The sequence below is a fragment of the sulfur-oxidizing endosymbiont of Gigantopelta aegis genome (assembly GCF_016097415.1).
Lineage (GTDB): Bacteria > Pseudomonadota > Gammaproteobacteria > GRL18 > GRL18 > GRL18.
On sequence record NZ_JAEHGE010000001.1, the window covers coordinates 2,919,057 to 2,934,202 of the forward strand.

The window sequence follows — 15,146 nt, forward strand, 5'->3', positions numbered from 1 at the left end:
CTGGACGCAAAGAGGTGCACCACTTCCCTAACATATTGATACCTTCCATAGTTTCTAGCAAAATTTATAAATAAATTACAGCAATTTTTTGTATTTTTTTAGAATAAAAGAATGATCATCCCGATCATTTTTTATTCCTTAATTATGCTTAAATGATAAACAAATTGATGGGATAGACCTATTAGAAGTTACCCTTAGTATAAACGGATAGTAACTAATTAGTTTAAAAAATATCAGTAGTAGCAGTAAGGAATTTTATTAACAGGTCGTGTTGAAAGTATAATCAAACAATATCAACCATTGTTTCTATACCTTTATAAAAGTGTGTAGATAATTGTTGGAAGGAATCATGATCACTCTGGCTAAATTGCTTATCCGGATCTTTTGGCACTGCATAAATGATTCCCATAGGATGTCCCATAAGATATACCGACATAATAATAAAACTATCCGTAGCGATAAAGCCTTTCAACTCATGACTCATAAAACGTTCAAACTGAGAATAGTTTTTTCCATTAATGCTTACAATCTGTGATTTTTGTAATAATCTATCGAAGAATTGAGCATGTTCATCCGGCACACGATATTGCTCAAAAATAGTTTGATTTCCCATTATGACCTGATAGATAAAGAAATCAAAATCATCATTTGAAGGCACAACAAAACTTATTTCTGAAAAATTTGTTTCAAATTTAAAACTGTCTATTTTACTTTGAATTAATGACTCGAAATTAGACATCTTATCAAATTTATATTTTTCAATTTCTTCATTTTTCTGGCTTTCCGCTTGTTCTTTTTTTATTATTGATACTTCACGTTCAATCGAACGAGAAATTTTATCCAGTTCAGTTTCTTCTTGATCAGCTAAAACATTACCTTTAATATTATCTTTTATAATATCTTTGACTATTCCCTTAGTTTTATTTTCTGTTTTTATAGAGTCACTATCAAATTCATTCCCTATTACGCTATCAGCCACATGTTGTTTTTTATATGCAGTTGTTTTTTTGTTAACATCTTTGTTTTTCAACTCAGTGTCTAAATCTACTTCAAAAGAATCATCAAATAATAATTCGGAATTACTTAATGCAAAAGCAGGTTCATTTTCGCCGTGTACAAATTTTTTCACAAGATCAGTTGTTGATGTAAAGTCAAATAAATTATCATCTTCACTTACCTTAAAGCGATCAATAATATCGTATAAAATTGCATAACATACAGGCACTAAGATTAATGTCACAATGGTCGCAAAAGCAACACCATAAGCCATTGATACAGCCATTGGAATGAGATGCTGTGCATGTGCATTTGTTTCCATCATCAAGGGGGTCAAACCAACAAAGGTTGTTATAGAAGTCAATAAAATGGGTCTAAAACGAACCACGCCAGCGGTTCGAATAGCCCTATTAATTGACTGCCCTTCTAAGCGTTTTTTATTAATATAATCCATTAATACTAAACTATCATTTACCACAATGCCTGTGACTGCAACAATGCCCGTCATTGATAACAAACTTAAATCAATGCCAATAATCATGTGACCATATATGGCTCCCACAAAACCAAAGGGGATGGCAGTCATCACTATAAGTGGCTGTAAATAGGATGAAAAAGGAATTGCCATTAAGGCATAAATAACAATGAGAGCCAAAAGAAAGTTTCTTGCCAAGGTACCAATAAATTCTTTTTTAGCTTTCTGTGCACCAAAAGTACCAATGCTTAAGCCTGGGTATTTTTTCTCAATAGAGTTAAAAACCTGAGTACGCTCAAATTGCAGCATAATTTCTTTGCTACTCGCAACCGCTGAATCTATGCTCGCTGTTATTTGTAGCGTTCTTTTACGATCATTTCTTTGAATATCAGCCAGGCCACGACCAAACGATACATCAGCCACAGCAGAAAAAGGAATTTCTGCACCATCCGGTGTGCGTATAAACATATTTTCAATGTCTACAATAGAGCGTCGGTATTTTTTTGGATAACGAACAATAACACGTATATCATCCTTTCCACGTTGAATTCGTTGGGCTTCAATGCCATGAAAACCCTGACGAATTTGTTGTGCTAAATCTTTAATCGATAGACCTAAATTTTCCGCATTCGGCTTAATAGCAATTTGGATTTCTTCTTTGCCCAGACGGTAGGAATCCACGATATCATAGACGCCATCATATTTGACCAGTTCATTTTTAATCAATTGAGCAGCTTCAGGCATAATGGCATGATCGGCTGATGACAATTCGATATTAATTGATTCTTTTTGGTTTTCACTATTAAAATCAAACTTCAGTTCGACTGCTTCTGGAATTTCTCCAACCACTTCACGCCAACGATTTAAAAAATCACTGATACTCAGTTCCGCATCATCAAATGAATTTAATTCTACATTGACTTCACCAAGGTGGGTGGCAATATTAGCCTTTCCCCAGCGACCACCCCAATTATGTTCACCAATAACTGACATGGTATTTCTTACTACTGAATGGCTCAAGACATCATAGACTTTTTCATTGCCTAGCGGATCAGAAAACTCATCATTATAGGCATTATAGCCTGATGCTTCATTATTTGAATCCGAAGAAAAGAAGCTACCATTAAATATTTTTGTTATCAAGGAGGCATCTGAATTTTTATCTTTTGGAAAACCTAATTGCTCATCAAATTCTTTGGTGACTTGAATCAGTGAACGCTCAATATGATTAACAATTTCAGCGGTATCTTCAATGGGCGTACCTTGTGGCAAGGTCAAAGTGGCAATTAAAATATCTTCATTCATATCGGGATAGAAAACCATTCTAACCCATCCTGAAGAGACGACTGACATAGTGATCATAAAAATGGAGATAAAAAAAGCTAAAATGAGATAGCGCCAGCTTAAGCAGAATTCTAAAATTGGTCGATAAACATTTAAAATAAATGATTCTAATAAGGTTGTCATTGTTTCATGAATCAAGGTAAAAATTGAACGTTTTTTATTAATGACATTCTTTTCTTTCACCATGGATAAATGCGCAGGCAATATAAACATCGACTCGATTAATGAAAAGAACAAGGTCAAGATAATAACAATGGGAATAGCCTGATATAAATTACCTGTAATGCCCGGCAAGAATAATACCGGTGAAAAAGCGACCATCGTGGTCAACACTGAAAAAGTTAAGGGCTTGGCTACTTCTTTGGTACCTTCAATCGCTCCTTGTAAGCCCGGCATACCATTTTCTTGTTTATGGTGAATGCTCTCACCCACAATAATGGCATCATCCACTAAAATACCCAATACTAAAATAAGTGCAAATAATGATATTTCATTAAATGACACCCCTAAAAGAGGCATCAACCAAAAAGCCCCTAAAAATGAAACCGGAATGCCCAGGCTTACCCAGAAGGCTAATCTAAAACGCAAAAAGACCAGCAGAACAATTAACACTAATAAGAAACCATAGACAGCACTATCAAACAGAATATCAAGACGGCCTTTAAAATAAGACGATTCATCTAACCAAGTGGTTAAATAAATATTTTCCGGCATATCCAGATTTTCTTCTTTAACATAATCTCTAACTTCTTTTGATAATTCCAGAATATCTTGATCGCCAACTCTAAAAATTCGGATCATCGCAGCGGGCTTACCATTGAAGCGGGCAAAATTTTCTTCTTCCACAAAACCATCTTTAACTGTGGCGATGTCACCAATCGTCAAACGTGTGCCGTCCAGTGTTGTGAGTACAATAATTTCTTCAAATTCTGCCGCTGTAAATGCCTGGGCATTGGTCTTTAATAAGACTTCGCCACCGGCTGAAGAAATAGCTCCACTCGGTAAGTCGATTGAGGAGTTTCTGATCGCTTTAACCACATCTTTGATAGTCAACTGATAGCGATTTAAGCTGTATTCTGATATCTCAATGCCAATTTCATAAGGACGTACATTTGATAAATCAGCTTGCGATACACCGGGCAAGGCAACAATATCATCACGTATTTTTTCACTGATTTTTTTTAAGGTTTTCTCATCGGTATCACCGGACACAGCGATACTGATGGTACGGATTTTGAGAATTTTTTCTTTGATGATAGGTTCTTCAGCATCTTTGGGAAAAGATGGAATGGCATCGATCTGATTTTTTACTTCATTAAGCACATTGGTGACATCACTATTATCTTCGACTTCAATAGTCACTGATGCCATGCCTTCTTTGGCTAAAGAAGAGATGTTTTCAACCCCGGGCAAGCCTTGAATAGCTTCCTCGATTTTAATAATAATACTTTTTTCAATTTCTTCGGCACTGGCACCAGGATAAGGAACAGCAATGACAATTTTATCCAGAGAAAGTGCAGGATAAAGTTCTTTTCGTATTTGTGGCAGCGTTAACAGACCTGCCGCTAAAATAAATAGCATTAAAAGATTCGCTGCAACGCGATTATTAGCAAACCAGACTATCATTCCATTCATAATCCGTACCCCTTACTTTTTTATTGTTATTACTCAGCGAAGCAAATTTAAAATCAAGTATGCAAACTGATATTACTGACTATTAATTTAACCTTCAAAATTATCCGGTGTTCTCACTTTCATACCACCAACTGCCGTATCCAATGGACTAACAACAATTTTATCCCCTGATGCCAGACCATTACTGACCAAAACACGATTACGCTCATTTCTCAATAGCTCAATGGTTCTTAGCTCCAGGGTATTGTCACTTAATACCACAAATACCTGATTGTTTTGTCTGACAGCTTGTCGAGGCAGCACATAGACATTTTTATATAATTTGCCTTCTATCTCAGCATTAATAAAACGCCCTATTTCCAATGGTGGCTTATCATTTTCTGTCCGTAAGGCATAAGGATCATCCACTTCAGCAACAACATATTGAACACGGCTCTTAGTATCCAAGCCTGCTTCGGTCCTAACCACTTTGCCTAACCAAATATACTCTTTACCCGCAAACACCGTATGGATTGTTACGGTTGGTTTTATCTCTTGATGGTCAACTTTATTATTTAAAATATATGATTTTGGTAAATTAAGAAAACTCAGCTGCGAATCACTTAAGGGTAAGCGAATTTCGGCCTTATCGATTGAATATATATGACCGACTACCTGTCCTGCTGTCACGTATTGCCCTAGGTCAATGCTCTTTTCCATAACACGCCCGGTATAGGGTGCTCTAATTTCTGTTCTCTTGCGACGCAAACGAGCATCAGACAGTTCTGCCATAGAAGCTTGTAAATTGGCTTTTGCTTCAGCAATTTGTGGCTTTTTTAAAATTAAATCATTCGGTATGTCGGTGGTATTTCCGCGTAATGCCTGCCAGTCTTCCAGTCTAACCTGGGATTCTTGGCGCAAGCTATACAAGCGTTGACGTGATTGGGCAACTTTAGCTTTAGCCTTGAGGATTTCAACTTCATATTCTTTAGGATCAATAACCGCTAGCAATTCCCCTTTTTTAAAGAAGCTACCCGGAGAAAATGACAAGCCGATAAACAAAGGTGTTGATATTTTTGTATAAAAACACCCATATTTGCTCAAAGTAATGAATTTCCAAGTTTAGAAATAGTTTTTAACAATGCTTGTCTTTTGATTTTGTTATCTTCATTATGTGCTACTTCACTTAATGCTGATAACTCTTTATGTTTCTTATTATCTGCATCAAATTCTGGTAAATTCATGTGTTTAAACACATTACCCACTTGAATTGAAATATTATGACTATCAATAAAAGCTTGTACTGTAGAGCTGTTTAGTAAACCACAAAGATAATAGGCTGGCTCTGAATCATAAAAATCAACAAAAAACAATTTGTGGTCGGGAACAAAAACTTTTTGACCACTGATGATTTTTGATCGTTGTATTTCCTATACCTTTTTCTAATGACTGCCGCTCTAAATGATTTTCCATTGCCAGGCTGTTCAGGCCATACCACTTTAAATGGTGCGAAAGTATAAGAAGCTCTCTGATTATAAAATACATTGTCCCATAATTTCCTATGCGGCTCATAGACTGAATTATTTATGATCCGACAATATTTTTCTATGACTATCAGAATCTTCAATGGTGCGTCAATTCAGTTTTCAAACTAGAAAGATGCCTGATACAGCATTGTCCAGCAATTTCCTTTGCGGCTCATAGACTGAATTATGTTATGATCCGACAATATTTTTCTATGACTATCAGAGGCATATTGGCTACCTCGGTCAGTATGCCAAAGCAATCCATCCATTGGTTTACGCTTCCATATGGCCATCAGACCAGCATCATTGACTATTTGCCTTTCATTCGCTAATCCATCGACCAGCCAACAATTTGCCTAGAGAATAAGTCAATGACAACCGCTAAATATAACCAGCCTTCCTTGGTGGCAATATAGGTAATATCACCCACATAGTAGCGATCAGGTTGAGAGACAGTAAACTCTCTTTCCAGTAAATTTGGAGATATACGCTTATTATGCTTGGAATTAGTCGTCGCTTTAAAGCGTCTCTTCGTTTTACAAAACAAACCGGCTTTTTTCATTAATCGACCAATTCTCCGGCGGCTTATATGAACGCCTTTTTCAGCCAGTTTTCTTTTTTTCTTTTTAAGACGACGGGTTCCATAAGTCTTGCGACTGTCTTCAAACAGTTTTTTAGCTGCTCAGTAAGCGCTTCATTTTCTTTCTCTCTATCCGTTTTAGGAGAGCTAACCCAATCATAATAGCAACTACGGGAAACATCCATAAAACGGCACAGAATCGTTACCGGGTAATCTTTAGCCTGATCAGTTATCCATGCGTACTTCACAAAGTTTCCCTTGCAAAGTACGCTGTGGCCTTTTTAATAAATCACGCTCCTGAATCACTTTTGCCAATTCTTTTTTCAGACGTTTTACTTCATCATAAATGTGTTCATCACTTCTATTGGCTACCGTCTTCACCGGTTTGGAATATTTACTGATCCAGGTATGTAGAGTATTTACATTAACACCTAGCTCCCTGGCAGTCTGAGAAACGGGTTGATCCGTCTCATTAGCTAATTTGACAGCTGATTCTTTAAATTCTGATGTATAGCTTTTATTCGGTTTTTTGTTTGATCATTCATTTTAGGTCACACTTTTTATCTTTTAGTTATTTTAAGTTGTGTGTCCATTCATTTAAACAGCAGGAAATTTATCTTTTAGTTATTTTAAGTTGTGTGTCACATTAAACTGCCAACATTTGAAATACAGAAATAAGGTGCGTGTTCTGTCATTCGTTTGCTATATGTTGATCTTAAAATAAGCTGGTCTTGATAGGTGCTAAAAATCCTTCACACTTTGGTTTGTCTTCCATGTCATTTTCACAATCTTCTAATAACTGTTTTGTGATCCCCTTATTAGGCACCAGTACATATAAATCTTTTTTGATTGAGACATAACATTCCTGTATATCTCCAGCCCCTTAACTAAAGGATATAGAAAATCAGGTTCTATCCAAAACTTTCTTGCTGGTTTTACTTTTTCATTTCTTCCAAAGTCAGGGCAGGTTTTAATTTGCACCAAATTATTATTTTTATTTGTATCAATAATTTTTACAAAATAAATACCATTTAATTCTGTGGTTACTCCTTTTCTGCCGTTAACCCAAGTGCTTGCACCAGTGATCTTTTAAATGCTTTAAAACCACCTTTCGGTGTAATAGCCCATGGTGAATCACCTCCCGTAACAGGGGTTGCCTCACACTTATCAATGTCAACTGAATCAAGAGCTTCTTGTTTTGTGAGGTGAGCAGGGATTGCTTTTTTATTTCCTTTAGCCGCTTCCCATATAGCATAGGGTATAGGATATTTTATTGTGTTACCTTTGCATTTTTTAGCAATAAAAATAGCTGTTTTATTGGCTGCATCAGGAAATGGCTTTAAAGCTTTTAGATCATCAATCCCTACAGGTTGAATGATCTGATTATTTCCGATATAAAATGATCGAAAACCTGCTGAAGATGGTGATTGAAAATGAGTTTGCGTGATAACAAATGCTAAAATTCCGTCTTCATCTTTGAGCCATTTATCTGCAACGGTATAGGTGATCATTCCTGATATATCAAGTTCATTTCCACCATGAAATTTTGTTTTTGAGAAAATTCCATAATGATCACAGGTTGGCTTTATACGTTCACGGTATAATTCGGGTAATTTTGACCATCTGACCCAAGGTGGATTAATGTGGCTATACTTAACCGGACACACAACTTAAAATAACTAAAAGATAAAAAGTGTGACCTAAAATGAATGATCAAACAAAAAAACCGAATAAAAGCTATACATCAGAATTTAAAGAATCAGCTGTCAAATTAGCTAATGAGACGGATCAACCTGTTTCTCAGACTGCCAGGGAGCTAGGTGTTAATGTAAATACTCTACATACCTGGATCAGTAAATATTCCAAACCGGTGAAGACGGTAGCCAATAGAAGTGATGAACACATTTATGATGAAGTAAAACGTCTGAAAAAAGAATTGGCAAAAGTGATTCAGGAGCGTGATTTATTAAAAAGGCCACAGCGTACTTTGCAAGGGAAACTTTGTGAAGTACGCATGGATAACTGATCAGGCTAAAGATTACCCGGTAACGATTCTGTGCCGTTTTATGGATGTTTCCCGTAGTTGCTATTATGATTGGGTTAGCTCTCCTAAAACGGATAGAGAGAAAGAAAATGAAGCGCTTACTGAGCAGCTAAAAAACTGTTTGAAGACAGTCGCAAGACTTATGGAACCCGTCGTCTTAAAAGAAAACTGGCTGAAAAAGGCGTTCATATAAGCCGCCGGAGAATTGGTCGATTAATGAAAAAAGCCGGTTTGTTTTGTAAAACGAAGAGACGCTTTAAAGCGACGACTAATTCCAAGCATAATAAGCGTATATCTCCAAATTTACTGGAAAGAGAGTTTACTGTCTCTCAACCTGATCGCTACTATGTGGGTGATATTACCTATATTGCCACCAAGGAAGGCTGGTTATATTTAGCGGTTGTCATTGACTTATTCTCTAGGCAAATTGTTGGCTGGTCGATGGATGAGCGAATGAAAGCCAAGCTAGTCAATGATGCTTTACTGATGGCCATATGGAAGCGTAAACCAATGGATGGATTGCTTTGGCATACTGACCGAGGTAGCCAATATGCCTCTGATAGTCATAGAAAAATATTGTCGGATCATAACATAATTCAGTCTATGAGCCGCAAAGGAAATTGCTGGGACAATGCTGTATCAGAGAGCTTCTTTCATAGTTTGAAAACTGAATTGACGCACCATTGTCGATTCAAAACCAGAGTAGAAGCAAAGCAGGCAATATTTGAATATATTGAGGTATTTTATAATCGGGAGCGACTTCATTCGGCTAATGATTATTTGTCACCAGTCGATTATGAAATACAGCAGGAAATAGCTTAAATCGATTGATTGAAGAGGGGTAAAAGGCGACATAAATGCCGCCCATTACCGTTGACGGCCATCGGCTCCTCAGCCTGTGCCGTGAAGATATTGTAACAGGATCATTACCGTTGTGAAAATACCTTGGGTGAATGGAACGGCTCTATCGTTCCAGAGGGCAAAGCCCTTTCTCTTCATCTGTTTAAAGTTAACATGAGAAACTAAAATGATAGGAAATACAAAATGACAAAAATCACTTGAAACAGCCAAAAAAATTTAGAAAACTGTCCGGAAAAGTGTTGACACATCAGATTACCAACAACCACATCAAACTTTCCTGCAATAGCAGACCAGAAGAAATTACGCACTATACGAAACCAGATACCATTCCAGTTTCTTTCATGTAAATCCAGAATTTTTTCATAAGTATGCTTGAGTGGTGATCTCCATTCTTTCATTTCATTGGATGTAATTAATTTTTTTTGTATTAATTTTTTTTTCTGTCTCACGCCACTGAGTACTTTTTGAAACTAAATTATCCATTAGTAAAAATACGGAATCTAAACGACTTCTATCAAAAGCCAATTCTGAAGGCAATAAAATTTCAAGATCGGCTACTTCACTACCAATTTTATAAGAGACAATCAATTCATCTTTTTTAGGATTTCGAGCTGGGGAATACACTGCATCCGCTAAAAGAATCGGTATTTCTATATCTGTTCCTTTGTTATTGTCTAATAAATCAGAAATAGCGATTAATATATTCACTCGGGCAGTCTGGACTGCTAAAGGATTTAAATCAAAGCCCCAGACATTGTTTATGATGTGTTTTAACACTTCTAAATCACCCCACCCATCATCTGTTGCTTGTATTTTTATTTTCCTGATTAAAGCCAGTAAGAAAGAAGCTGAACCACATGTTGGATCAAGAAATCGTTGAGTTAAAAAATTTTTTACATTGATTCTATCCAGAGTGACTTCAACCAACCATTCTGGTGTATAAACTTCACCCAGACTTTTCGTAGCTCATTTGGCACGAGATCTTGATAAAACGACTTAAGAACATCTTTTGAACGTGCGGAAGTTAATTTATCCGCTCTATACATGGAGAATGAAAGCAAAATACCTTTTAATCCATCAATTATTTTGGCTTGATGTTGTTTCAATCTTGCAACATCAAGATACCAACTGAAAATAACTTCTTCTCCAAACCCATTTATTCCAGCACCAGAAAAGAAATTACCCTGTTCAATTTCATATTCCATTCGGTCAATTAATAATTGACCATCAAGGCTGACTGTTTCTCTGATAAATCCTTTATAAGTGGTTAGTGCATGCATTCGGCAACAACTTCTGCACCAAGAATTTTTATCAAAAGAGAGTTGTAAGTATGTATGACAAAAAGTGCAACAGGGATCTTCAATTCTTCAGACTTTTTTTTGTTCAGAGAAATTGACTTGAAATCAATATTATCAAGAATCCCATTCACTTGGCTGATGGAAAGATTTGATGTTTGTCCATAAAGAGCTTTCCACTCTTCAAAGATCATTTTTATTTTATTATTATTTTTCTTTTCCAGTCGCTCTGATAATGCGTCAGATAAAGCCTGTAACATATTACAGCCAGCATCAGAACTATGACCAAAATCAGTGATTAGATTTTCTGATGTAACAGGAACCCATTTACAATCAGTCAGAGCCTTAACTATCAAAGATACACTGGATTCACTTAATGGTAATAATGCATCATGAACTATTTTTCCTCGGCTGTACCGTGCAAATGCAATATGCTCTGCATCGGTAACTATTCCAATATAATCCTCATTGTCGAGGGATTCGAGTTTAGCACGAGTCGGGATATATTTTTTCTTGATTACCCATAAAGTCCGCCATTTTTAGGAGCTTTCCATTCATAGGTGGCGTTTTCATCGCCACGCATAAAAACCTTGGCATCATGTCTTTTAAGTTAAAGCGTCTATTAAACCGATAACAAAATTCAGCAAGATACCGAGGTAAATGTTTTGAGTTAATGGAATGATAGCTTCCCTTCATAGAGTTTTTAATATTACCTATCATAGTGTTAACCCAGATAAACTCAATTTTATCAACACTTGCCGCACCACCACCCGTGACGATTGGAACATGCTTACAGTCAGCTTCTTTAACCGCAGGAAAACAATTTAACCCATCTGAGTAAACAGTACTTCCAGGTGTTAAATGAGTTTGTGCCCATCGTTTTATTTCACTGGATTTAAACCCTTTAAGCACATTTAAATTCATTGCAATCGGGTGTCCATCTTCATTAGTAGAAACGGCTGCAACGAACGGTGTTTTATTTTCTGAACCACGACCTCTGGAGCCGCCTCTGTGCTCACCACCCCAGTAGGCATCATCAATTTGAATGATGCCTGATAAAGGTTTACTGTCATCACGTTCTTTCATAACCTGCATGATCTTTTGTTTCATACTCCAGGCTGTATTGTAGCTTACCTTAAGCTGTCTCTTTAATTCTAATGCTGAAACCGCTGTCTTCAATTGAGTCATAAGATGAATCGCTAAAAACCACTTAGATAAAGGCAGTTTGGTACTATCAAATATTGTCCCACAGGTTGCTGATGTCTGATGATGACAATGGTGGCACTGATAAAGATGGCGATGTTCTAGAGTGCAATAAGTCTTATTGCCACACTCTGGGCAAACAAATCCATCAGGAAATTTCCATTTAAATAAGGCTTGTCGGCACTGTTTGTCAGTGCCATAATCATTAAAAAGCTCAAATAAACTATAACCTTCTTGAAACTGAATTTTATTTTTTGACATCATTCTACTCCACACATAATCTATACTTTAATTATAGTATAATTATAGTATAATTATCGAAATATGGCGGAGCTTTGTGGGTAATCAAGTATTTTTTAAGCGATCAAACACCGCATTTTTAAATGCAGAACTGGAAGTACTGCCATTAAATAAGCCCTTATCCTTAAATTCAATAATAACTCTGTTATAACTGGCATCAACTCTTTGCCTCTCCATTTGAAAAGGAATATTTAAAGCATCACCAATAATCTTTATCCATCCCTGGCGTACTTCTGTTTCATTGAGCCAGTTACCTTTGTCTTTCTTAAGTTGTTTGAAAATTGTTTTATTCATAATGGCTCATAGTTAATTAGGTGAAAAATAAATGATGTCTTCTGGACTAACAATGCCTTTTGCCAGACCTAAACGCATAGCGGGTGTTTTTTTTCTCTTTTCCTGCAATACAATAATTATAATAAACTCGGAATATATCGAGTAACTTAACAATGTTCTTTGGGTTGTAAGCAGAATACCCATACCACCTTCTGCCAGAACTGCTGGCAGATGAAATAGCTCGCTCTAATAATGATAATCTACGTCTAACCTGCATAAAAAATTATCAATCCCATGCATGGAGGCTTTGTTATATAACCATGCCTGATGGTCTTCATCATAGTCACCATAATCAGTAAGATAACAAATCGCTTTTTCTGGTTCAGACATATTAGGAAAAGGGTGTAAAAAGCCATTTATCTTTCCAGTTTCCAATTTCCTGCATGTTTTCTAATCGATCTTTTATTATTTTTAATTTTATTTTATTTTTTGATAAATCAGGGTGTTCTTTTTGCTGATCTGAAAAATAGTTCCTGGAATCATTTAAAGTTCTCCGCTTTTCATCAACAGTTAAATCCTTTGTTATTCGAACATAAAAAGCATCACAGCTTCTATTTTTTATTTCGTTATGGAAAGCTGTTAAGCAGGTTGCTCTCATTCCAGAATCTTGATCTAAAAAGAATCTGATTTTTTCAACACCACTGAACAATTTATGTATAAAAAAGAAATGTCCATACATCGTATATTCAGAATGGATCTGCATTCCATTTGAGGCAATTTTTGTACTTGATAGAGAGCTTCTGATTCTTCTATATCATCACGAGAAATTGCATCCTTGTATGTTGCTGATATATCGGCACTTAAAGATGATCCATTTGTCTTTTTGGATCTTGAATTTTTCACACTCTCTTTATAATCACCATTCAACCAGAATCTTGCATGTTTTCGATAGGCGTATTGGGCATTATAATCATTAACAGATAAAGCATTTTCTTCTATTTCAATAGGGCTAATACAAGGATCATAGTTTAAATTCATTTGAAATACGTAGCCCGTTTCATTGTCAGCACTACCGATTGCTGAAAGTTTAATATTTCGTTTATCTTCTCGTCTTGTCCAATTAACAATATATTCCTGTCTATCCACGCTAACATAAAGTCGCTTTATATTGCTTTTAATTAACCTCTGTTCTCTTTCTGATACAAAGGTCATGCACTGTTTATGCAGAAAATCAATTTTTGCATAAACAGTCGCCATACCAACATCAGCAACTTCACAGATTCGCCTTAAAGGGGATTTATTCATTAGAAGTTTGAAAATAAGATTGTTTTTATGAGGCTGTTTTTGACCAGTTGTAGATTGTTTAACTAATGTGGCTATACTTAACCGGACACACAACTTAAAATAACTAAAAGATAAAAAGTGTGACCTAAAATGAATGATCAAACAAAAAAAAACCGAATAAAAGCTATACATCAGAATTTAAAGAATCAGCTGTCAAATTAGCTAATGAGACGGATCAACCCGTTTCTCAGACTGCCAGGGAGCTAGGTGTTAATGTAAATACTCTACATACCTGGATCAGTAAATATTCCAAACCGGTGAAGACGGTAGCCAATAGAAGTGATGAACACATTTATGATGAAGTAAAACGTCTGAAAAAAGAATTGGCAAAAGTGATTCAGGAGCGTGATTTATTAAAAAGGCCACAGCGTACTTTGCAAGGGAAACTTTGTGAAGTACGCATGGATAACTGATCAGGCTAAAGATTACCCGGTAACGATTCTGTGCCGTTTTATGGATGTTTCCCGTAGTTGCTATTATGATTGGGTTAGCTCTCCTAAAACGGATAGAGAGAAAGAAAATGAAGCGCTTACTGAGCAGCTAAAAAACTGTTTGAAGACAGTCGCAAGACTTATGGAACCCGTCGTCTTAAAAGAAAACTGGCTGAAAAAGGCGTTCATATAAGCCGCCGGAGAATTGGTCGATTAATGAAAAAAGCCGGTTTGTTTTGTAAAACGAAGAGACGCTTTAAAGCGACGACTAATTCCAAGCATAATAAGCGTATATCTCCAAATTTACTGGAAAGAGAGTTTACTGTCTCTCAACCTGATCGCTACTATGTGGGTGATATTACCTATATTGCCACCAAGGAAGGCTGGTTATATTTAGCGGTTGTCATTGACTTATTCTCTAGGCAAATTGTTGGCTGGTCGATGGATGAGCGAATGAAAGCCAAGCTAGTCAATGATGCTTTACTGATGGCCATATGGAAGCGTAAACCAATGGATGGATTGCTTTGGCATACTGACCGAGGTAGCCAATATGCCTCTGATAGTCATAGAAAAATATTGTCGGATCATAACATAATTCAGTCTATGAGCCGCAAAGGAAATTGCTGGGACAATGCTGTATCAGAGAGCTTCTTTCATAGTTTGAAAACTGAATTGACGCACCATTGTCGATTCAAAACCAGAGTAGAAGCAAAGCAGGCAATATTTGAATATATTGAGGTATTTTATAATCGGGAGCGACTTCATTCGGCTAATGATTATTTGTCACCAGTCGATTATGAAATACAGCAGGAAATAGCTTAAATCGATTGATTGAAGAGGGGTAAAAGGCGACATAAATG

13 protein-coding genes and 3 pseudogenes are annotated in these 15,146 nt (G+C 36.3%); 2 read left to right on the forward strand and 14 right to left on the reverse strand.

The genetic code is table 11. The annotated features are described in order from the left end of the window. Positions 1 to 283: 283 nt before the first annotated feature. The 5 genes and pseudogenes from JEU79_RS14785 to JEU79_RS14820 form a co-directional block, all read right to left on the reverse strand. Positions 284 to 4,450 (reverse strand): efflux RND transporter permease subunit, encoded by a 4,167-nt coding sequence (locus JEU79_RS14785; RefSeq protein ID WP_198264716.1) that lies wholly within the window; start codon positions 4,448 to 4,450, stop codon positions 284 to 286. An 87-nt stretch (positions 4,451 to 4,537) separates the two neighbouring features. After that, positions 4,538 to 5,533: an efflux RND transporter periplasmic adaptor subunit gene (locus JEU79_RS14790; RefSeq protein ID WP_214660584.1), complete on the reverse strand. Its 996-nt coding sequence runs from the start codon at positions 5,531 to 5,533 to the stop codon at positions 4,538 to 4,540. Then, a complete protein-coding gene (locus JEU79_RS14795; RefSeq protein WP_198264718.1) occupies positions 5,530 to 5,802 on the reverse strand; it encodes a hypothetical protein in 273 nt (90 codons plus the stop codon). Before JEU79_RS14795 ends, JEU79_RS14790 begins: the two co-directional genes overlap by 4 nt. A 253-nt stretch (positions 5,803 to 6,055) precedes the next feature. After that, a pseudogene (locus JEU79_RS28700) lies at positions 6,056 to 7,072 on the reverse strand (IS3 family transposase); the annotation flags it as partial. A 506-nt stretch (positions 7,073 to 7,578) separates the two neighbouring features. Continuing rightward, positions 7,579 to 8,046, reverse strand: coding sequence for a hypothetical protein (locus tag JEU79_RS14820; RefSeq protein WP_198264721.1), 468 nt, complete (start codon positions 8,044 to 8,046; stop codon positions 7,579 to 7,581). Positions 8,047 to 8,240: 194 nt separating this feature from the next. Between JEU79_RS14820 and JEU79_RS14825 the strand changes: the two are divergent. After that, positions 8,241 to 9,401: pseudogene (locus JEU79_RS14825) on the forward strand (IS3 family transposase). A gap of 200 nt (positions 9,402 to 9,601) precedes the next feature. On the opposite strand, the gene JEU79_RS14830 reads toward JEU79_RS14825, so the two are convergent. From JEU79_RS14830 to JEU79_RS14870, 9 genes are all read right to left on the reverse strand, one after another. Continuing rightward, on the reverse strand, positions 9,602 to 9,838 hold the full coding sequence (locus JEU79_RS14830) for a hypothetical protein (RefSeq protein ID WP_198264722.1): 237 nt from the start codon (positions 9,836 to 9,838) through the stop codon (positions 9,602 to 9,604). Between the two features lies 1 nt (position 9,839). Continuing rightward, positions 9,840 to 10,367: a DNA methyltransferase family protein gene (locus tag JEU79_RS14835; protein WP_198264723.1), complete on the reverse strand. Its 528-nt coding sequence runs from the start codon at positions 10,365 to 10,367 to the stop codon at positions 9,840 to 9,842. Beyond that, entirely contained in the window at positions 10,334 to 10,720 is a 387-nt protein-coding gene (locus tag JEU79_RS14840; protein WP_198264724.1) for a cupredoxin domain-containing protein, read from the reverse strand. Before JEU79_RS14840 ends, JEU79_RS14835 begins: the two co-directional genes overlap by 34 nt. Further along, a complete protein-coding gene (locus tag JEU79_RS14845; protein WP_198264725.1) occupies positions 10,708 to 11,091 on the reverse strand; it encodes a hypothetical protein in 384 nt (127 codons plus the stop codon). Before JEU79_RS14845 ends, JEU79_RS14840 begins: the two co-directional genes overlap by 13 nt. 130 nt (positions 11,092 to 11,221) lie before the next feature. Then, positions 11,222 to 12,199 (reverse strand): IS1595 family transposase, encoded by a 978-nt coding sequence (locus JEU79_RS14850; RefSeq protein ID WP_198264726.1) that lies wholly within the window; start codon positions 12,197 to 12,199, stop codon positions 11,222 to 11,224. An 84-nt stretch (positions 12,200 to 12,283) separates the two neighbouring features. Then, a complete protein-coding gene (locus JEU79_RS14855) occupies positions 12,284 to 12,532 on the reverse strand; it encodes a hypothetical protein (RefSeq protein ID WP_198264727.1) in 249 nt (82 codons plus the stop codon). Between the two features lie 225 nt (positions 12,533 to 12,757). Further along, positions 12,758 to 12,901, reverse strand: a complete 144-nt coding sequence (locus tag JEU79_RS14860) for a hypothetical protein (protein ID WP_198264728.1) — start codon at positions 12,899 to 12,901, stop codon at positions 12,758 to 12,760. Between the two features lies 1 nt (position 12,902). Next, entirely contained in the window at positions 12,903 to 13,220 is a 318-nt protein-coding gene (locus tag JEU79_RS14865) for a hypothetical protein (RefSeq protein ID WP_198264729.1), read from the reverse strand. Continuing rightward, on the reverse strand, positions 13,184 to 13,816 hold the full coding sequence (locus tag JEU79_RS14870; protein ID WP_198264730.1) for a hypothetical protein: 633 nt from the start codon (positions 13,814 to 13,816) through the stop codon (positions 13,184 to 13,186). Before JEU79_RS14870 ends, JEU79_RS14865 begins: the two co-directional genes overlap by 37 nt. 146 nt (positions 13,817 to 13,962) lie before the next feature. Between JEU79_RS14870 and JEU79_RS14875 the strand changes: the two are divergent. Then, positions 13,963 to 15,108, forward strand: a pseudogene (locus JEU79_RS14875) (IS3 family transposase); the annotation flags it as partial. Positions 15,109 to 15,146 lie beyond the last annotated feature (38 nt).

Excerpts from the sequence above, each read along its gene's own strand:
- JEU79_RS14785 (WP_198264716.1), bottom strand. The coding sequence starts at position 4,450 with ATGAATGGAATGATAGTCTGGTTTGCTAATAATCGCGTTGCAGCGAAT.
- JEU79_RS14820 (WP_198264721.1), bottom strand. The coding sequence starts at position 8,046 with ATGATCACCTATACCGTTGCAGATAAATGGCTCAAAGATGAAGACGGA.
- JEU79_RS14830 (WP_198264722.1), bottom strand. The coding sequence starts at position 9,838 with ATGAAAGAATGGAGATCACCACTCAAGCATACTTATGAAAAAATTCTG.
- JEU79_RS14840 (WP_198264724.1), bottom strand. The coding sequence starts at position 10,720 with ATGCATGCACTAACCACTTATAAAGGATTTATCAGAGAAACAGTCAGC.
- JEU79_RS14850 (WP_198264726.1), bottom strand. The coding sequence starts at position 12,199 with ATGTCAAAAAATAAAATTCAGTTTCAAGAAGGTTATAGTTTATTTGAG.
- JEU79_RS14855 (WP_198264727.1), bottom strand. The coding sequence starts at position 12,532 with ATGAATAAAACAATTTTCAAACAACTTAAGAAAGACAAAGGTAACTGG.
- JEU79_RS14860 (WP_198264728.1), bottom strand. The coding sequence starts at position 12,901 with ATGTCTGAACCAGAAAAAGCGATTTGTTATCTTACTGATTATGGTGAC.
- JEU79_RS14870 (WP_198264730.1), bottom strand. The coding sequence starts at position 13,816 with ATGAATAAATCCCCTTTAAGGCGAATCTGTGAAGTTGCTGATGTTGGT.